Source organism: Collinsella aerofaciens, assembly GCF_015553355.1.
GTDB classification, from domain to species: Bacteria; Actinomycetota; Coriobacteriia; order Coriobacteriales; family Coriobacteriaceae; genus Collinsella; species Collinsella aerofaciens_V.
Window position 1 is genome coordinate 50,945 of record NZ_JADNGN010000007.1, and the last position, 19,436, is coordinate 70,380.

Sequence of the window (19,436 nt, forward strand, 5' to 3'; positions counted from 1 at the left end):
TTGGCAGGTTTTATCTGGGCAAATGCAACAAGGCCCGGCTCCGCTGCAACGGAGCCGGGCCTTGGTCGCTAGGACGGCGGAACCAACTATTCCACGGTCACGCTCTTAGCGAGGTTTCGGGGCTGATCGACATCGCAGCCGCGCAGGATGGCGACCTCGCGGGCGAGCAGCTGCAGCGGGACGCTCGCCGTGATGGGGCTGAACACGTCGCGGACTGCTGGCACGCGGATGATGCAGTCGGCGATCTTGTTGATCTCCTCGTCGCCCTCGGTGGCAACGACGATGACCTTGGCGCCGCGCGCCTTGCACTCCATGAGGTTCGACACGGTCTTGTCGTAGGTGGCACTCTTGGTGGCCACAGCGATGACAGGGAAGCCCGGGTCGATCAGGGCAATGGGGCCGTGCTTCATCTCACCGGCGGCGTAGGCCTCGGCGTGCAGGTAGCTGACCTCCTTGAGCTTGAGTGCACCCTCGTAGGAAATAGCGGCGCCCATGCCGCGACCCACGAACAGTGCGGACTGCGCGTCCTTGCACAGCAGGGCGGCCTCATGCACGGCCTCGGTTTGGGTATCCAAAATCCACTGGATCTGCTCGGCCGTATCGGAAAGCTCGCGGAACAGCATGCGCGCCTGCTTGGTGGTCAAGCGGTACTTGACCTGCGCCAGCAGCAGGGCCAAAAGCGTAAGGCTCACAACCTGGCCGATGAAGCTCTTGGTCGAGGCGACCGCGATCTCCTTGTTGGCCTTGGTGTAGATAACACCGTCGCTCTCACGCGCTACGGGGCTGCCCACCACGTTGGTGATGCCGAAGACCTTGGCACCCTTGATGCGCGCGTCGCGAATGGCGGCAAGGGTATCGGCCGTCTCGCCCGACTGGGACACGGCAACGACAAGCGTCGTCGGCGTAATGATGGGATTGCGATAACGGAACTCGCTGGCCGCCTCCACCTCGGTGGGGATGCGAGCCCAGCCCTCAATGAGATTCTTGGCAATGAGGCCAGCGTGATAGCTGGTGCCGCAAGCGATCACGTAGACGCGGTCGATGTCGTTGAGCTCCTCGAGCGAAAGGCCCAGCTCGTCGATGTCGAGCTCGCCGGCCGGCGTCATGCGGCCCACCAGCGTGTCGCGCACGACGCGCGGCTGCTCGTGGATCTCCTTGAGCATAAAGTCGGGATAACCGCCCTTTTCTGCCATGTCCAGGTCCCAGTCGATGTGGGTGACCTTGGGCTCGATAACGTTGCCGGCCTCGTCGGTGTACTCGACGCCTGCGGGCGTAAGCTTGGCAAACTGACCGTCCTCGAGCACCACGACATCGCGGGTGGCGTCGATGAGCGCGATGACGTCGGAGGCGACATAGGCGCCGGTCTCGCCCGCGCCGACCACGATCGGGGAATCCTTGCGGGCCACGGCGATCACGCCGGGCTCGTCAGCGCACACGACGGCCAGACCATAGGCACCGACCACGTGGGCGCAAGCCTCGCGCACGGAGGCCATCAGGTCGTGCGTCTCGGCATAAGCCTCTTCGATCAGATGCGCGAAGACCTCGGTATCGGTCTCGCTCTTAAAGTGGTGGCCGCGACCCTCCAGCTCTTCGCGCAGCTCGGCGAAGTTCTCGATGATGCCGTTGTGGACGATGGCGATACGACCGTCGCAGCTGGTGTGGGGGTGAGCGTTAACGACCGAAGGCTTGCCGTGGGTGGCCCAACGGGTGTGGCCGATACCGCAGGTAGCGTCGCTGTCGATGTTGGAAAGCTCGCTCTCCAGGCCCGCGACCTTGCCCACGCGGCGGATGACGTCGAGGTGCGCCGCGGCGCCCTCGCCCACCTCGAGCGCGACGCCCGAGGAATCATAGCCGCGATACTCCATACGCTTGAGGCCCGTGACCAGGATGTTCTTTGCAATATCAGAGCCGGTGTAGCCGACGATTCCGCACATAGGATAAATCCCTTCGTTCGCGTGACTGCAAGACGTCCACGCACAGGGGGCGCTGAGACGTATAACGTTCGAGTATTGTACTCACGCAAACGCAAGCTGATATACCAGAAGTGGTACCTCAACTTAGATACCACCCGATGCACACACGTCCAGCCGGTCCAAACCACCACAAAGGCGCCTGTCCCCCTTCGTGGTGGTCGCGTTGGCAACAGCGTTTCCCCAGATAAAACCTGCCAAAATAAACCTATCCCTTTTTGGTTGGTTTGGGATGCTACAATCTGGCTTGTACTTGAAACGCATCAAAGGGGCCGCTATGGCAAAGGTAAAAATCAGCGACGTCGCGCGCGAGGCCGGAGTTTCGCTGGGCACGGTTTCCAACGCGCTCAACCACCCCGAAAAGCTGCGCCCCGAAACCCTCAAGCTCATCAACGAGACCATCAATCGCCTTGGCTACCTGCCCAACCAAAGCGCTCGTCAGCTCGCGGGCGGCGCCACCAAGTCCTTTGGCCTGGTGCTCCCCCGTCTCGATCACGGCTTTTCGCTCCAAATCGCCAGCGGCGCCCACAACGAGGCCCGCAAGCACGGCTACGACCTGCTCATCGCCAACGCCGATAACGACGATATTCTCGAGGACCATTACCTGCGCTACTTTATGGGCACCCAAATGTCCGGCGTCATGGTTCAGCCCATGGCATCCCCCGACTGGCACCCCGCCATGGCTAAGATGCCCGTGCCGATCGTCCACCTGGACATCCATTGCTCCGAGCCCGGCTACTACGTAGCGGCCGACAACGAGGCCCAGGGTCGCATCATTGCCGAACTCGCCATCGCCCGCGGCGCGCACCATATTGTCGTCGTCGGCCGAGCAGCATTTATGCAGCTCACCCTACGTGTGCTTGGCATTCACAAGGCCCTCGCTCTGCACCCCGATATCAAGATCGAAGTCATCGACGCCGGCGAATGGAATACCGCTGCCGACGGCTACGGCATCGGTGCCCAAATCGCCGAGCGCCCCGCGAACGAACGCCCCGATTTTGTCGTCGGCCTGACCGACGTGTTGGCCTCGGGCGTTATCTCGGCGCTGGTCGACAAGGGCATCTCTGTCCCCGGGCAAGTACGCGTAGCAGGTTGCGACGGCAACCCACTCGCTTGGAGCGGATCGGTCCCGCTCACTACGGTAGCGCCCCCGGGCTACGAGATTGGCCGCAAGGGCGTTCAATTGCTCATGGAGCAAATTGAGAACAAGGCCCCGGCAAAGACCAAGCATATCCGTGTCGGCTCCGCAGCGCGTACCGTCACCGCAGTCGCCGCCGAGGATATCAACCGCCAAGAACTCGTGCGGCCGTTCCTGCTGGAACGCGCCAGCACCCAGGCAAGCAGCCAGACCGACGCCACGGCCATCAACCTCGGTGCGTATCTATAGCACGCCCGCAAGTATGCTAAGTCGCCGCTCAAGCAAAAGGGGCCCGACCATTGCCGGGCCCCTTTTGCTTGAGCGCAAACGTGGGCAATTGCTCGTTTCAACGCCGCAATTGTCTAGCGCACGGCCTTGACCGCCGCCGCCAGATCGAACAGCGTATCGAGCACGGCCTCGCAGCCATCCACCACGTCCTGCGGCAGCGGCACGATATCGGGGACGGCGAAGACATGGCATCCGGCCGTGATGCCCGAGACGCAGCCGTTGCGCGAATCCTCGACCACGGCACATTCCTCGGGAGCAAAGCCCGCGCGCTCGCAGGCGAGCAGATACATCTCGGGGTCGGGCTTGCCGTGCACGACGTCCTCGCCACACGTTACCGTTTCAAACTTGTCAAAAAGACCGACCATCTTAAGGTTGCGCTCGGCCGTAACGAGGCGCGACGACGTCGCTAGACCCACGTGATAGCCCGCAGCCAGCAGCTCGTCTAGGCACTCGGCGGCACCGGCCTTAAGTTCCAGTTCGGTCTTGACCATCTCGTCGCGAATCTCCTTGTGGCGACGATAGATCGCCTCGGTGGTTTCATGGCTGCCGTAATGCTTATCAAGGATGTCCATAACATCGGGCAGCGTGCGGCCGATAAACTGATGGATCAGCGCTTCATCAATCGCGAGCCCCAGCTCAGCGGCGCCTGCCTTCCAGGCCTTAATCCCCAAACGCTCGGTATCGACCAGCGTTCCATCCATGTCAAAAATAACAGCCTTGATCATATCGGTCCCCCATCGACTCTCGCTGTCGTATTGCCGCAACTCTACCGCATTTGGCAACTTGTATATAACGTATATACCATATTGCACTTTCGTTACACAGATAGAAGTCTTATGGCAAGTAACGCATTAGGATTATAGTTTTCGATCGAGTACTCAACGATAAGGATCGTTTCATGATTTTAGACACCACGGCACCCGCAGAGGAGCTTCAAGACAAGCTATCGGCGCTCGAACAGCTGCTTTTGGCATACGGGCGCGTGGCTATCGGGTTTTCCGGTGGCGTCGACAGCAGCTTTTTGGCCGCCGTATGCGCCCGCATCATGCCTACCAATACCCTCCTCGTCCATCTCACCACGCCGCTCATCGGCACGCCCGAGCAGGCTTCGTTTGAGCAGTCCGTTGATGGGCAGGCCAATGAGGGGCCGCATTTTAAGCTCCCCGTGCTCAATCTTTCGGTGGATCAGCTGCAGCTCCCCCAAGTAGCCTGCAACGATACTAATCGCTGCTACCACTGCAAGCACGCCGGCTTTACCGCCATCGTCAACCACGCCAAGTCGCTCGGCTTTCCCACCGTCATCGATGGCAGCAATGCAAGCGATCGCGGTGACTACCGCCCCGGCATGCGTGCGGCAGAAGAGCTCGGCGTACGCTCACCCCTTATGGAGGTCGGCTTTACCAAGGACGAAGAGCGCGAGCTGCTGCGCGCATGGGGCTATCCCGTTTGGAACCTGCCGGCGGGAGCATGTCTTGCCACCCGCGTCCCCACGGGCGAGGAGCTTACACGCGAGAAGGTCGATTTAATCCGCGCCTGCGAGGATTACCTGCACGATCTTGATCTGGCACAGGTACGCGCGCGCTTGGTCGGCGGCTGCATGCATATCGAGGCCGCACCCGCAGATGTCGCCAAGATTGCTGCCCTCGGTGGCAACGCCGTCGACGACAAGGGCAAGACCCCGCCGCCCGCCGCCATCGAGTCCGCGCTGCGCGAGCTGGGCTGCGACCATATCTCCCCCGAGGTCACCCCCTACATTCACGGCAACATGAACCTTTAGGTTACGCCGTTTTACAAACGGCGTAACTGCTCGGCGCTGCGCGGGCTCCGGACACGGCAATCTGACGTTCAACTTCACGGGCGCGACCAAAAGGTCAGCGCCCGCTTGTTTCACGTCACCTTACCGCACCCGGAGACCGCTCGCTCGCATATGCTCAACCTGCACTGCGTTAACTGACCCGCCAATAAGGGACAGGTTTATTTTGGCAGGTTTTATCTGGGGAAATATCGCGAGGCAGTCGCCCCCCTAGCACCCATCTCACTTCGAGAGACACAAGAGGGGCGACTCGGCTGCATCTACTTCTTCCGATAGCGGCGGTTGCGGCTCGTCGATGAACCCATTACTTCGATGAGTCCTTTATCCGCCATTTTTGGCAGATGGTAGCGGACGGACGAATTTTGGCATTCCGTCTCTCTAAAACAATAGATTTATCTCTCTAACTTTAGAGAGATAAGCGCCTTGTTTTAGAGAGACATTTAGAGAGATGTATCGAATTCGCTGTTAGATTGCCCAATGTTATCTCTTTAACTAGCTTTCTCTTTAGAGAGACATTTAGAGAGACGAGCGCAATCTCTCTAATCAAGGGCTCCACTCTTTAAGGTGCACACTTCCTAACCGTGCCCTAAGTTGCGGTGAAATAACTCACGATTAGCCTGCCAAAAAGGGACAGGTTTATTTTGGCAGGTTTTATCTGGGGAAACGCAAATAGGGCCGTGACACCCATACGGCGTCGCGGCCCTTTTCCTTGGAGAAGGATCAATTGATTGAACGGGATGACCGTTCTAGTCTTCGAGTCCGCTATTGATGAGCTCCGCAATCTCAACGGGATCGGTGCTCGCGCGCACCTTGTCACGGAAGCCGGCGTCCATCAGCATCACGGCAGCCTTGGAGAGCAGACGCAGGTGCGTAGTTCCGGCCTCGCCGGCGGGCACGTACAGCGCGAGCGCAACATCGACGGGCACCCCATCGAAGCTCGGCCATTCAACGGGTTCGGTCAGTTTAAGCACGGCAACGCCCGGCGTGTGGATCGCGTCGCTTTTGGCATGCGGAACGGCAAAACCGGCGACAAGGCCGGTCTCGGCCTCGTTCTCGCGAGCAATGAAGGCGGCCTCTACGGCAGATGCGTCATCGGCAAAGCCGAGCTCGATGGCCTGCTCGGACAAATAATGTAGGGCGTCCTCGCGCGAGGCGGCGGTATACCCGATTGTCACTTGGTTGGCAGATACAAATCCCATGGAAACCTTCCTTACAACACGGACCTGACCGCAGCTTCGATGCCGTCGGCGTCCAAACCGTACTTGTGCAGCAAATCGACCGCAGGGCCGGACTCGCCATACACATCGCGCACGCCGACGCGACGCATCGGCACCGGATGCTGCTCCGCGAGCACCGAGGCCACGGCCTCGCCAAGACCACCGATAATCGAATGCTCCTCGGCAGTGACCACGCGACCGGTCTTCTTGGCGCTGGCAACCACCAGGCGCTCATCAAGCGGCTTGATCGTGTGCATATTGATGACCTCGGCATCGATACCATCGGCAGCGAGCGCCTCGGCAGCCTCAAGCGCCTCGGCGACCATAAGGCCACAAGCGATGATGGTCACATCGGACCCCTCGCGCACGACCACGCCGCGACCAATCTTGAACTCATAGTCCTCGTGATCGTTGATGACCGGTGTTGCCAGGCGGCCGAAGCGCATGTAAACCGGGCCCTCAAACTCATAGGCGGCGCGCACGCAAGCGCGAGCCTCGATGTCATCGGCGGGAACGATTACCGTCATACCCGGGATCGTGCGCATGAGCGCGATGTCCTCGCAGCACTGATGCGTGGCGCCGTCTTCACCGACCGAGATACCCGCATGCGTGGCACCGATTTTGACGTTGAGGTGCGGATAGCCAATGGAATTACGCACTTGTTCGTACGCACGGCCGGCGGCGAACATGGCAAAGGTGCTCGCAAAGGCGACGTGGCCCGTGGTCGCAATGCCGGCGGCGAGCCCCATCAAGTTGCTCTCGGCAATGCCGGCATCGTAGAAGCGCTCAGGGTGCGCAGCCTTAAACTTACCCGTCTGCGTAGCGGCAGCCAGGTCGGCATCGAGCACTACAAAGTCATCGTGCTCATTGCCCAACTCGACGAGCGCCTCGCCGTAGCTTACGCGCGTGGCGACTTTTTTGACCTCTGCCATTAGAGCTCCTCTCCTGCTGCCGCGAGCTCGGCCATGGCCTGCTCAAACTGTTCATCGTTGGGCGCCTTGCCATGCCAGCCAACCTGGTTCTCCATAAAGGAGACGCCTTTGCCCTTCACCGTCTCGGCGATGATAGCGACGGGCACGCCGGTCACCTCACGAGCCTCAGCGAAAGCCGCCTCAATCTGCGCCATGTCGTTACCGTCGGCGAGCTCGATCACATGCCACTTAAAGGCGCGGAACTTGTCAGCGAGCGGCATGGCCGAGTTGACCTCATCGATCGTGCCGTCAATCTGCAAGCCGTTGTGGTCGACGACGGCAACAAGATTGTCGAGTGCATGGTTGCCGGCGAACATGGCCGCCTCCCACACCTGGCCTTCCTCGCACTCACCGTCGCCCAGCAACGTGTAGACACGGTAGCCGTCGCCCCAGTGCTTAGCGGCAAGCGCCATTCCAACTGCAGCAGAGATGCCCTGACCGAGCGATCCGGTGGACATATCGATGCCAGGGGCGTCGTTCATGTTGGGATGGCCCTGCAGTCGGCTGCCAATATGGCGGAGCGTCTCGAGCTCTTCGACGGGAAAATAGCCGCGATTTGCCAACACCGAATACAGGCCCGGCGCCGCGTGACCCTTGGAGAGCACAAAGCGATCGCGATCGGCCTTGTGAGGGTCAGCAGGATCGATATTCATTTCCTCAAAGTACAGATACGTCATGATGTCGGCAGCACCGAGCGATCCACCCGGGTGTCCCGACTTGGCCGCGTGAACCGCAGTCACGACACCCTTCCTGACCTCATTGGCGACCTTCGCCAGCTCCTGGTTGGTCATACGAATTCCTCTCTTGAGAACAACCCCGGCACCGGATGACGCGATGCCGGGGCAATCCACTCGTTAAGCCTGAGCGACGACCTTCTGCCAGTCAGCCTCAAAAGAGGCGAGGCCCTGGTCGGTCAGCGGATGATGCAGGCACTTCTTGAGAGCGGCCATGGGCACGGTCGCAATATCGGCACCGAGTAGCGCGGCCTGGGTCACGTGGTTGGGCGTACGAACCGAGGCGGTGATGATCTCGACGGTGTCGTCGACGTTCTTGCCCGTCCAGTCGTAGTTCTTAATGCAGGTCACGACGTTGTCGAGCTGCGAGATACCGTCCTCGGCGATGTCGTCGAAACGACCGACAAACGGGCTGATGTAGCGAGCACCGGCGTTGGCGGCCATAAGGGCCTGCGTCGGCGAGAAGACGAGCGTCATGTTGACGCGCACGCCAGCATCGGCCAGCGCACGGCAGGCGGCAAGGCCGGCCTCGCACACGGGAAGCTTGACCACGATGTTGGGGGCGAGGGCGGCAAGGCGCTTGCCCTCCTCGATCATACCCTCGGCAGTGGTCGCGGTAGACTCGGCGGACACGGGCAGGCCCTCGCAGAGCTCGGCAATCTTGAGCATATGCGGCTCAAAGTCGGCAAGCTTGCCGCCGGTCTTGGCGTACAGGGACGGGTTGGTGGTAACACCGGCCAGGCAGCCCCAGCTCTTGGCCTCGGCAATCTCGTCCAGATTGGCGGTATCGATAAAGAACTTCATGGTGAACCCCTTCAAAGGAAGCTAAAACTCAAAAGAATGGGACAAAGGGACTGCCCCTTTGTCCCATGTGCCGGGCCTGCAGCTGGGACATGCCCCAGGCCCGGCGTCGCGTAGGAAAAGCTACTTACTCGGCAAGAGCGGCCTCGATGCGGGTCGTGACGCCCTTGAGGTTAAGACCGACGACGTACTGCTTGATCGGGCGCTTGATGTGCTCGATGACAAAGCGCTTGCCGTCGATGTCCTGAGCGGCGAGGTTGCGGTAGAGCTTCTCGACCTGCTCCTTGACCTCGGGATCGTTGAACGCATAGTGACCGGAGACATCCAGGATCTTCAGGCTGAGCTCATCGTCGGCAAGAATGTCGTCGACCTGCAGGTTGACGTCGTCGCCAGTCATCCACTTGCGCCAGCGCTCGGTCTTGATAGCCTTGACCAGCAGGGTGTGATACAGGTCGGAGGGGTCATCGCACAGACCGTTGTCGACCAGGATCTGCTCGGTGGCGCAGAGCTTGAGGTAGGCGCGGGTCTCCTCGGTGCCATACTGCGGAGCAACGTTGGAGGCGGTCACGTGTGCCGGGATGTGCTCGAGCAGCGTCGCGTCGTCCAGATAGTCGGCGTTGTGCTCCTTCAGGCCCACGCCGTAGCGCTTAGCCATGTCGGCGAGCTCGCGGGCATTCTTGAAGTTGTAATGGCCGACCTGCTCGGTCCAACGGGTGAGCGTACCGGTCTGGCCGACGATAAAGGTGGGCATGGGGCAGCCGCGCTTCTCGAGCTCGGGCTGCAGCTGAGAAATGAACTCCTCGTACTTATCGGTAGAGGTCAAGCCGCCATTGGTCTCCTCGGTACCGACCTCATAGGCAACCTCGGGCAGGTTATGCTCGCGACGGTACTGCTCAAGGTAGTCGATAAGATCGATCGTGCGGCGAAGCACCACGTCGAGCGGAATAACCTTGCCGATCTGATAGGGGTCCTTGGTGGGGTCGACCATCAGCAGGTCAAAGCCCGCCTCCATGTCGGCGACGAAGGACTTGCGGGCGAGCTCCATGGCCTCGTCCTCGGGCAGGTGGGCGTTACGCTCCTCGTCGCGCTGCCACGGACCGCCGTGATCTCGGCACAGGTAGTACGGACCGGTGTAACCCACCTCGTCGGCGACCTTCTTGATGTCGGCGGCAAAGCGCGTCTGGTCCCAACCGTTGACGTAGCCGGCGCCCATCTCGTCCATATCGACCTGGTTGCGGCTAGCAATAAACATGGGCGGGAAATCCTCGTCCTTGGCAAGCTCGAACACGGCCTGAATCAGGTTGGGGCTCATGGGGCCAATGCCGACCATGGTTGCGTGATCGCCGCTATCCTGCAGCTTGAGCATGCCCTGAACGGCCTGACGGATGGTGAGGTTGGACATTTTGTTCTCCTTCTCCAGAGGATTTTTGACAAAAGTTCCCTGGGACCCAGATGTGGGCCCTATCAGTACGGATGGATTTTGTTGTGTAGGGGCGGTTGTGCGGAGTCAAATCCATCCCTCCGCACAACCGGAGTCCTTAAAGGTTTACTTGGCCTGCTTATCGAGCGTGGGCTTCATGGCAATCAGGATTGCAGCGGCGACCACGGCGCCAATCACGATGTCCAGGCAGAACAGCGCGACGTTGTTGGTGGCAAGGGCGACGATAAAGCCACCGTGCGGGACGTAGCAGTCGATACCCTGGAAGGCGGCGAGCGCCGCGCCCACGGCAGAGCCGATGCAGATGCCGGGCAGGGTGTGGCCAAGGTCCTTGACCGCGAAGGGGATAGCGCCCTCGGTAATGCCGATGCAGCCCATGAACAGTGCGGAGATACCCATCTGGCGATCGGCGTCATCGAACTTGTTCTTGGCGATGAGCGCAGCAAGGCCGCAGGCAATCGGGGGAATGGCGACGGCGACGCGGAACATGCCGTTGGGGCCATAGATGCCGGAGGCCATGATGGCCATGGTGAAGGTCGAGGCGGTCTTGTTGATGGGGCCACCCATATCGAAGGCGGTCATAACGCCAATGACCAGACCCAGGACAACTGCGGAACCGCCCTGCAGGCTGCCGAGCACGCCGGTGAGCCAGTCCATCACAAAGCCAAGCGGCGTGGCCAGGATGTAGATATAGGCCATACCCAGGACAAGCGAGGTCAGAATCGGGATGATCAGGATGGGCATGATGGTCTGGATGGTGTTGTTGACCTTCCAGGTCTTCATCCAGCGGACAAAGTAGCCGCAGATGACCGCCATGATCATGGCGCCCAAGAAGCCGGTCGAAACGCTGTTGCCGTTAGGGGTAACGACTGCGTTGTTGACCAGGTAGCCCAGGACAAAACCGGGGGCGAGCGCGGGCTTGCCGGCCATCGAGTAGGAGATGTATGCCGCAAGCACCGGGATCATCATGGAGATGCCGGCCATGCCGATGGTGTTAAGGCTCACCATCAGCGGGTTCGTAACCTCCATGCCGTTGGCGCCGGCGGTACCGGATGCCAGCGAGAAGGCAAGAAACACGCCGCCGATAACGACGATGGGGATAAAATAGGAAACGCCGGTATTGAATGCATTGAGCAGCGTCTTGCCAGGATCGGCAAAGATAGACTGCTTGGACGCCGGTGTCGGGGCCTGCGGGGCAGCGGAGACGGCCTTCTTCTCTGCCTTGGCCTCGGCCTTGGGCGCGTCAACGGCGCCACCCGTCGCCTTGATGATCTCAATGGCCTGGTCGATGATCTTTACCGGATCGGCGATTACATCCGAGGTGCCGACCTTCAGGAACTTGCCCTCGGCCATCTTCTGCTCAAAACGGTCCTCGTTCTCGACACCCACGTCGACGGACTCCAGGACCAGGTCGGCGGAGTCCACGTCTTCCTGCGTGAGCTCATTCTCGATACCCAGGCCACCCTGAGCCTCGACCTTGCACTCGATGCCACGGGCGGCGCATTCATCCTGAATCGCCTTCTGGGCCATATACGTGTGGGCGATACCCACAGTACAGGCGGCAACGCCTACGATCTTCATTGCTTCCCTCTTTTCATAGAGTTGCGTGCGCAAGACACCGTCTGCGGAGGCCTCCGGAGCATCCCCTGCCGTTTGGACTTGCTGTCTTTTCGACAAGAACAATATAGGTGCTCGTTTTTCTTAATGCCAGCTTATTTCGGTAAACGCGCAGGTCAGAGCGTTGGTTATGCGATTTAGTTATGCGTTTAACCAAAAATGAATCCTGCGATTTTGCCCTCGATTTCAAAAGTCAAGAAGTATTTGATTTTCTCGGTAGACGGCAGATGCGCATGCCGGTCACAAATTTCGACCCCACCCGTATGCCGCATTTGTTGCATACTCATATGAAAGGAAAAAGCCGCTCACCGAAGCGTATCCTTCACCAAGACTCAAAGTCATCATGTTGGAAAATGCTCATCTGTCGGAAGGAGTCGCTGTGGCAAAACAGCGCGTTACGATCGCAGACGTCGCTCGAGAGGCGGGAACCTCGACGGCAAGCGTCTCGTATTACCTCAACGACAAACGAGAAAAGCTTAGCGAGAAGACGCAGAACAAAATCGCGCGCGTCATTAAGGAACTCGGATACGTTCCCAACGCCCAAGCGCAGACGCTCACCGGCAAGCAAACCCACGTCATTGCCATCATCATTTTGGATAACACCAACAAATGGGCGGGGCTCGTTCTCAATGGCATGGAGCAGGTCATGCTCCCCGCGGGCTACCAGACGGTCGTTTGCACGAGCAACTTTAACCCCGAGACCGAGCTCATGTACGTCGACAAGATGCTCTCGCTGGGCGTCGATGGCTTTATCATCCAGCCCACGGCAAACTTCAAAGCCGTGTATGACCGCATTAGACGCGCCGGCAAGCCGGTCGTCTTTTTCGATGCGGCCATCTATAGCCCAGGTACCAGCTGGATCAAAACCAACCTTTACGACGGCGTGTACAACGCCACACAGGCACTCCTCGACGCCGGCTACGAAGATTTCTTTTCCATTGCCGCCAACATGACCGAAATGCGCACCCGCATGGAGCGTTTTCAGGGGTATGCCGAGGCGCTGGCAGCGAACGGGCAGCTCTACAAAGCGATTCCCATCGATCACAACAAGCCGTCAATCAACGAGCTCACCGAATACTTTAAATTCAAGTTCAATCCCGCCAAGCGAACCCTTATCTTCGTGCAAAATCAGTGGGCACTTCCCCGTGTCTACAAGGCCCTCCAGCCAATGGCCCATCTGCTTCCGCAGCAAATCGGCCTTTTGGGACTCAACTGCGAAGACTGGACTAATCTCACCACACCGACCGTCTCCACCATCATCGAGCCCGTCGACCAAGAAGGTCGCGAAGCAGCCGAGATGCTGCTCGCCCTACTTGACGGAAGCAGCGAACCCGGCGAGCAGCGCATTCTCGAGTGCAAGCTCAACTGGCTCGACTCCACCTCGATCTAGACCGCGGGACAAATGAATCAGTAGCGTTTGTCTCAAATCTTAAGTATTTGTTCGACAGAACGGCCCCTGCCGGCTCCTGCTAGACTGGTAGATTCCCAACCGTCCATCCAGGAGCCTCCATGTCGCGCAAGTCCGCCTACAAGCAAGTACTTTCCATCGGCACCGCCGTGGTGCTGGGGTTTGCGCTGTTCACAGGGTCGCTCGACGGGGCGCCCAAGCTGTTGTCGCCGCAAAGCGATGAGCAGGCAGCGGCTCTGGCCGAGAAGCAAGACGAGAGTCCCAGCCGCACCGACGACGAGGCGGACCTGGTTGCCCGACTCGAATCGGGAACAGCGAGCTCCTCGGACTCTCAAAATAGCCAAGACTCTGGCGATGGCTCCGATTCCGCCGCAACCGACACCGGCGACGGCGCTTCCGCGGACAGCGCCGCCACCCCCATCGACGAGGTCGAAAACCCCGACCTCAACCGCGCCCGCGGTGTTTATCTCAGCAGCATTCCCGACTACGCCGGCAACCCCTATGTTGCCCTTCGCGCCGACAGCACGCACCCGCTCGGCACGCCATCATTCACACTCGATGAATACGAGCGCGCTACAGAAGAGGGTTGCTTTAAGAAGTTCTCCAAGCTTGACAGCCTGGGCCGCACCCGCAAAGCGCTTGCCTGCGTGGGCCCCGAATCACTCGGTCAAGGCGAGCGCGGCGATATCTCGCGTATCCATCCCGCTGGATGGCGCCAGCAGCGCTACGACTTTATTCCGGGCCAGAGCCTCTACAACCGCTGTCACCTCATCGCCTGGTCGCTCTGCGGCGAAAACGCCAACCGCAAGAATCTCCTCACCGGCACGCGTTATCTCAACGAGACGGGCATGCTGCCGTTTGAAGAGCAGATTCTCGGCTACATCCGCGATACGGGTAACCATGTGCTCTACCGTGTCACGCCCATGTATAACGAAGAGGAACTTGTCTGCCGTGGCGTGCGCCTTGAGGCGCAATCGGTCGAGGACCACGGCAAGACCCTCTGCTTCCACGTATACTGCTACAACCTGCAGCCGCACGTGCAGATCGACTACGCCACCGGCCGCAACCAGGCCTCGGGGAACTAGCCCCAAGCCACGACAAGAACCGATTTGCAACCCCACCGGGGACCAAAAAGGGCCGCCCTGGATTGCCCAGAGCAGCCCTTGCATCGGCATGCATGTTGCAGGCAAAGTCCCACGCTACTTGGCGCGACCCTCCTCATAGCGCTCCACGAGCTTGGCCTGAACGTCATAAGGCACCTGCTCATAGCCAGCGGGCTTCATGGTAAAGTCGCCCGTGCCGCGCGTGATAGAGCGCAGGCGCGTCGAATAATCCGTCAGCTCGGCCAGCGGCGCCTGGGCAATGACCACGGTATCGCCGCGCTCATCGGTCTCCATACCCGTCACGCGACCGCGCGAGGCCGAGATGTCGCCCATCACGGCGCCGGCGTAGCTCTCGGGGATAGTCACCGTGATTTCCTCGATGGGCTCCAGCACCACCGGGTCGGCATCGGCGCATGCCTTGCGCAGACCGATGCGAGCCGCCGCGCGGAACGCCATCTCGTTGGAGTCGACGCTGTGATACGAGCCGTCGTACACAGCCACGCGAATGCCCGTGAGCGGGTAGCCGGCAATGATGCCGTCCTTCATGGTCTCCTGGACACCCTTGTCCACGGCGGGGATGAGCGAGCGCGGGATGCGGCCACCCACGACCTCGTCTACAAACTCATAGCCATCGCTCGTGCCGTCGGGCCCAATGAGCGGCTCAACGCGCAGCCAGCAGTCGCCATACTGACCGGCACCGCCAGTCTGTTTCTTGTGGCGGCCCTGCGCGCTTGCCGTACGGCGAATGGTCTCGCGATACGGAATGCGGATCGGCACGCTCTTGGCCACGACCTTGGTGCGATCCTCCAAACGGTTGAGCAGCACCGAAACCTGCGCCTCACCAACGGCGGAGATAATGGTCTGGCCCGTCTCCTCGTCACGATCGATGCTCATGGTCGGATCGGCCTTGCAGGCCTTCTCGATAAACGTGTAGAGCTTCTCTTCGTCGCCGCGATTCTCGGCCTCGATGGCGATGCGGTACTGCGAGTTGGGGAACTTAAACGCCGCAGCCTCGACCTTGCCGGTAATCGAGAGCGTATCGCCCGTCTCGGCCGCCAGCTTGGGTGCCACGATAATGTCGCCGGCATAGGCGTGACCGACCTCGGTCATGTCGCGGCCGCACATCACATACAGGTGAGCCAGACGGTCGCCCTTGCGCGTGCGCGCGTTGACCAGCTCAAGGCCCGGCTCAAGCGTACCCGTCAGCACCTTAATAAAGCTGATGCGACCCTGCTGCGGATCGGCCAGGGTCTTAAACACAAACGCCACCGGACGATCATCGTCGCTTGAAATCTTGAGCGAATCGCCGTCGATAAGCGGCATCTCGCCGTAGTCGGTCGGCGCCGGGAAGTATGTGGCGATGTCGTCCATCAGCGAGTTGACGCCCTGCTCCTTAATGCAATCGCCCGCAAAGACCGGCACAAAGATGCGCTCGGCGATCGCCTTCGACAGCAGGCCTTCAAGCTCCTCCTGCGTCAGCGTCTCCTCGCCTTCCAAGTACTTCATCATCAGCTCGTCGTCAGCCTCGGCCACCAGCTCGCACAGATGGTCATGGGCTTCCTCGGCCTGGGCACGATACTCCTCGGGAATCTCCGAATCAACGGCTTCGGTGCCGTTGCAATGGCGCGCCTTCATGCGCACCAGGTCGATGATGCCGTCAAAGTCCTCGCCCTCGCCCCAGGGAAGGGTCACGGCGCCCAGGCGCGTGCCAAAGCGCTCTTGCAGCAGGTCCATCGTGGTCGCAAAGCTGGCCTCGGAGCGCGACAGGCGGTTTACGAACACCGCACGCGCCAGGCGCAGGTCCTCGGCGGCATACCAGAGCTTAACCGTCGTAGGCTGCGGGCCGGCCTCGGCGTCGACCACAAACAGAGCCGTCTCGCAGACGCTCATCGCGGCAAAGGCGTCGCCGATAAAATCGGGGTAGCACGGGGCATCGAGCACATTGATGCGCGCGCCCTTCCAGTCGATCGGCGCGATGGTCGTCGAGATGGAAAATGCACGCTTGACCTCTTCGGGGTCATAGTCGAGCGTGGGCTTGGTGCCGTCGTGGCCGCCCAGGCGGGCGGTCTTGCCGGAAAGGTGGAGCATGGCCTCGGCGAGTGAAGTCTTGCCCACCCCGCCTTGGCCTACGAGCACCACGTTCCTTACGTTACCGGTCTTGGGAGCACCCATGATGACCTCCTTGCAGGGCCGCGCGCAATGCGCGACGCCAACGGGGAGAGTTCGCGGTCGGTGCCATCCCGGGAGCAGCATGGTCGGCAGCCGAGCCGACTCACCCTCCAAATGTCCTATGCCACCACCCTACCCTCACGGGCGGCTGTCCATGCATACCTTTCGGCGCACGTATGAATACAGGCGGCGAGAGGACAGAGCAAGTATGCCAGGCGATTATTAAACCCCATCGATACAAATAAAAGCCGCCGCAGTCCATAAGACCCGCGGCGGCTTCTTCTCAATACATAGCTGAGCTTAGCCCTCGATACGACTCAAGAACTCACGGGTACGTTGCTCACGCGGATGATCGATAACCTGCTCGGCCGGGCCCTCCTCGACAATGCGGCCTCCGTCCATAAAGACCACGCGATCGGCAACATCGCGCGCAAACTGCATCGCATGGGTCACGATCACCATCGTCATATTCTGCGCCGCCAGGTCTTTAATGACACGCAGCACCTCGGCCGTTAGCTCGGGATCGAGCGCCGAGGTCGGCTCGTCAAAGAATAAGATTTCCGGATCGAGCGCCAGGGCGCGGGCGATACTCACACGCTGTTGCTGACCGCCCGAAAGCTCACACGGCACCTTGTTCTCGTTGCCTGTCAGCCCCATTTGGGCAATCAGCTCGTGAGCGCGGGCTTCCGCCTGCTCGCGCGGACGCTTAAGCACGCGAATCGGCGCATCGGTGATGTTTTTCATCACCGTATAGTGCGGGAACAGGTTGTAATTTTGGAACACCAGGCCGAATCGCGAGCGCGCCTGCTTGGGCACATCGCCCTTCGCATAGACCGCGCCCGAACCCGCATCCGTCGCAACGGCAAGGTCGCCAAACGAGAGCGAGCCTCCGTCGAGTGTCTCGAGCAGCGTGGCACACCGCAGCAGCGTGGACTTGCCGCCACCCGAAGGCCCGATAATCGCCACGACCTCGCCACGCTTCACCTCAAGCGAGATATCCTTGAGCACCTCATTGCCGCCAAACGCCTTACGCGCGTTCGATATATTCATTACCGAATTAATCATGGTAGTAATCCAATTTTTTCTCGGCGGCGCCCAGCAGCATCTCGACGACGAAATTAAAGACCCAGTTAATCAGCGCCGCGATCGCAAACGGCACCATGCTCACCTGCGAGGCGACCAGCGCCTTGGCCGTCGAGAACATCTCACCCACGCCAATGGCAAACGCCAGCGACGTGTCCTTGACCAGCGTGATGATCTCGTTGCCCATCGCCGGCAGAATACGCTTGGCGACCTGCGGCATCACAATATACAGAAACGTCTGCACGCGCGAATAGCCCAGCACCTCGGCAGCCTCGTATTGACCGCGCGGAATGGACTGCAAGCCCGAGCGATAGATCTCGGCAAAGTAACCGGCGTAGTTGATGATGAACGCCACGACGCACGCCGTCCACTTGGAATCGGGCGTGAGCGAAATGCCAAACACGTAGTACGGGGCAAAGTAGATGGCAAACATCTGCAGCATGAGCGGCGTGCCGCGCATGACCGAGATATAGATGCGCGCAATCCAGCGAAGCGGCGCGATTTTGCTCATGCGCATAAACGCCACGGGGATTCCCAGCGGAATCGACCCCAGCAGCGTCAGCACAAACAACTGCAAACTGACCAAGAATCCCTGGCCAAGCATCTGCATCATGACCTGAATAGACATTACTTGAGCACCCAATTATCGAAAGATAGACCATAGCTTGAATACTTGTCGCACAGGTCCTTGACCGTGCCGTCCTCGTAGAGCGCCTTGAGCGACTCGGCTACAGCATCGGCCGACTTGGTGTCGCCCTTCTTAAAGCCAACGGCGTAGTGCTCGCTGGACAGCGGCTCATCAAGCTGCGTATAGGCATCGGGCTTGGCGGCAAGCTGATACTGGGCAATCGAAAGATCGCACGCCACGGCATCGACCGCGCCGCTCTCGAGCTGCATAAAGGCCGTGTTGTACTCGCCGATCGTGTCGAGCGTGGCAAACGTCGCTGCCAGATCCTTCTGGTCACCCTCAAGCACATCCTGCGCAGCGGAATCGGTCTGGGTAATCACGGTCTTGCCGGCAAGATCGTCCCAGCTCTTGATGCCTGCATCCTTCTTTACCACCAGCACCTGCTCGTTGAGCATGTACGGCTCGGAGAACGTGTAGTCGTCCTCGCGGCCCTCCATGGTAAAGCCGTTCCAGATACAGTTGATGGCGCCCGAGTTGAGCAGCGTATCCTTGGCATCCCAGTCGATGGCCTCGTATTTGACCTCCCAGCCCTGCTTATCGGCAACAGCCTTGGCCAGATCGAGATCAAAGCCGGTGTACTCGCCATCGTCGCCCACAAAGCCGTACGGAGGATAGGACTTATCAAAGCCCACCACGAGCTTCTTGGACTCCGCAGCGCCCTTCACATCCTTGGCCGCGGCAGAGCCAGCGGCGGAGCCCTTGCCGGCGCCACCGCCGCAACCGACAAGACCAAGGCCAAGCACCGTGGCGAGCGAGCCGGCTAGACCAACAAACTGACGACGAGACATATCGGTGTTCATGGTATTCCCCCTTGATGACACTTTAGTTAGGTAAAGTGAGTCATGTAACGTCCAGAATCATACACTTTAGCGTGATAGAGCACAAGGCGAGTTTGCCCGCCGCGTGAGGGGTGTGGGGGTTAAGTTTCCTGCTCTACAGTCCTGCTCACGACGGAGGCCACATTAAGTGGCCTCCTGTTCGTGCGGAACTCGCGATAA

At 60.1% G+C, this 19,436-nt stretch carries 16 protein-coding genes; 4 read left to right on the forward strand and 12 right to left on the reverse strand.

What is annotated here, in order from left to right; translation table 11 throughout:
- Positions 1 to 86: 86 nt before the first annotated feature.
- Entirely contained in the window at positions 87 to 1,934 is a 1,848-nt protein-coding gene (glmS, locus tag I2D57_RS03330) for a glutamine--fructose-6-phosphate transaminase (isomerizing) (RefSeq protein WP_195361469.1), read from the reverse strand.
- Between the two features lie 313 nt (positions 1,935 to 2,247).
- Here glmS and I2D57_RS03335 point away from each other — a divergent pair, with 313 nt between their 5' ends.
- Positions 2,248 to 3,357 (forward strand): LacI family DNA-binding transcriptional regulator, encoded by a 1,110-nt coding sequence (locus I2D57_RS03335; protein WP_229055599.1) that lies wholly within the window; start codon positions 2,248 to 2,250, stop codon positions 3,355 to 3,357.
- A gap of 113 nt (positions 3,358 to 3,470) precedes the next feature.
- Here the strand turns inward: I2D57_RS03335 and I2D57_RS03340 are convergent, their stop codons facing one another.
- Positions 3,471 to 4,121 carry an HAD family hydrolase gene (locus I2D57_RS03340; protein WP_161115403.1) on the reverse strand — a complete coding sequence of 217 codons (651 nt, stop codon included), beginning with the start codon at positions 4,119 to 4,121 and terminating at the stop codon, positions 3,471 to 3,473.
- Between the two features lie 173 nt (positions 4,122 to 4,294).
- On the opposite strand from I2D57_RS03340, the gene larE reads away from it, so the two are divergent.
- A complete protein-coding gene (larE, locus tag I2D57_RS03345) occupies positions 4,295 to 5,173 on the forward strand; it encodes an ATP-dependent sacrificial sulfur transferase LarE (protein WP_195361471.1) in 879 nt (292 codons plus the stop codon).
- A 782-nt stretch (positions 5,174 to 5,955) separates the two neighbouring features.
- On the opposite strand, the gene I2D57_RS03350 is transcribed toward larE, so the two are convergent.
- The 6 genes from I2D57_RS03350 to I2D57_RS03375 all read right to left on the reverse strand — a co-directional run bounded on the left by I2D57_RS03350 (position 5,956) and on the right by I2D57_RS03375 (position 11,951).
- Positions 5,956 to 6,408, reverse strand: a complete 453-nt coding sequence (locus I2D57_RS03350) for a PTS sugar transporter subunit IIA (protein ID WP_055310174.1) — start codon at positions 6,406 to 6,408, stop codon at positions 5,956 to 5,958.
- A gap of 11 nt (positions 6,409 to 6,419) precedes the next feature.
- On the reverse strand, positions 6,420 to 7,358 hold the full coding sequence (locus I2D57_RS03355) for a transketolase family protein (RefSeq protein WP_138375051.1): 939 nt from the start codon (positions 7,356 to 7,358) through the stop codon (positions 6,420 to 6,422).
- The gene (locus I2D57_RS03360) at positions 7,358 to 8,188 is read right to left on the reverse strand and encodes a transketolase (protein WP_195361472.1); all 831 of its coding nucleotides are present in this window, start codon (positions 8,186 to 8,188) and stop codon (positions 7,358 to 7,360) included. Before I2D57_RS03360 ends, I2D57_RS03355 begins: the two co-directional genes overlap by 1 nt.
- A gap of 63 nt (positions 8,189 to 8,251) precedes the next feature.
- Complete coding sequence (gene fsa, locus I2D57_RS03365) at positions 8,252 to 8,935, reverse strand: fructose-6-phosphate aldolase (protein WP_006235616.1); 684 nt, start codon at positions 8,933 to 8,935, stop codon at positions 8,252 to 8,254.
- Positions 8,936 to 9,059: 124 nt separating this feature from the next.
- Positions 9,060 to 10,334 carry a class II D-tagatose-bisphosphate aldolase non-catalytic subunit gene (locus I2D57_RS03370; protein WP_195192740.1) on the reverse strand — a complete coding sequence of 425 codons (1,275 nt, stop codon included), beginning with the start codon at positions 10,332 to 10,334 and terminating at the stop codon, positions 9,060 to 9,062.
- A gap of 144 nt (positions 10,335 to 10,478) precedes the next feature.
- Complete coding sequence (locus I2D57_RS03375; RefSeq protein ID WP_070097550.1) at positions 10,479 to 11,951, reverse strand: PTS fructose transporter subunit IIC; 1,473 nt, start codon at positions 11,949 to 11,951, stop codon at positions 10,479 to 10,481.
- Between the two features lie 415 nt (positions 11,952 to 12,366).
- Here I2D57_RS03375 and I2D57_RS03380 point away from each other — a divergent pair, with 415 nt between their 5' ends.
- Both I2D57_RS03380 and I2D57_RS03385 read left to right on the forward strand, forming a co-directional pair.
- Positions 12,367 to 13,377 (forward strand): LacI family DNA-binding transcriptional regulator, encoded by a 1,011-nt coding sequence (locus I2D57_RS03380; RefSeq protein ID WP_324249190.1) that lies wholly within the window; start codon positions 12,367 to 12,369, stop codon positions 13,375 to 13,377.
- A 119-nt stretch (positions 13,378 to 13,496) separates the two neighbouring features.
- Positions 13,497 to 14,480 carry a DNA/RNA non-specific endonuclease gene (locus I2D57_RS03385; protein WP_195361474.1) on the forward strand — a complete coding sequence of 328 codons (984 nt, stop codon included), beginning with the start codon at positions 13,497 to 13,499 and terminating at the stop codon, positions 14,478 to 14,480.
- 114 nt (positions 14,481 to 14,594) lie between these two features.
- Here the strand turns inward: I2D57_RS03385 and I2D57_RS03390 are convergent, their stop codons facing one another.
- The 4 genes from I2D57_RS03390 to I2D57_RS03405 form a co-directional block, all read right to left on the reverse strand.
- Positions 14,595 to 16,670 carry an elongation factor G gene (locus I2D57_RS03390; RefSeq protein WP_195361475.1) on the reverse strand — a complete coding sequence of 692 codons (2,076 nt, stop codon included), beginning with the start codon at positions 16,668 to 16,670 and terminating at the stop codon, positions 14,595 to 14,597.
- A gap of 297 nt (positions 16,671 to 16,967) precedes the next feature.
- The gene (locus tag I2D57_RS03395) at positions 16,968 to 17,732 is read right to left on the reverse strand and encodes an amino acid ABC transporter ATP-binding protein (protein WP_055310177.1); all 765 of its coding nucleotides are present in this window, start codon (positions 17,730 to 17,732) and stop codon (positions 16,968 to 16,970) included.
- Positions 17,725 to 18,378: an amino acid ABC transporter permease gene (locus I2D57_RS03400; protein ID WP_195361476.1), complete on the reverse strand. Its 654-nt coding sequence runs from the start codon at positions 18,376 to 18,378 to the stop codon at positions 17,725 to 17,727. Before I2D57_RS03400 ends, I2D57_RS03395 begins: the two co-directional genes overlap by 8 nt.
- On the reverse strand, positions 18,378 to 19,238 hold the full coding sequence (locus tag I2D57_RS03405; RefSeq protein ID WP_195361477.1) for a transporter substrate-binding domain-containing protein: 861 nt from the start codon (positions 19,236 to 19,238) through the stop codon (positions 18,378 to 18,380). Before I2D57_RS03405 ends, I2D57_RS03400 begins: the two co-directional genes overlap by 1 nt.
- Positions 19,239 to 19,436 lie beyond the last annotated feature (198 nt).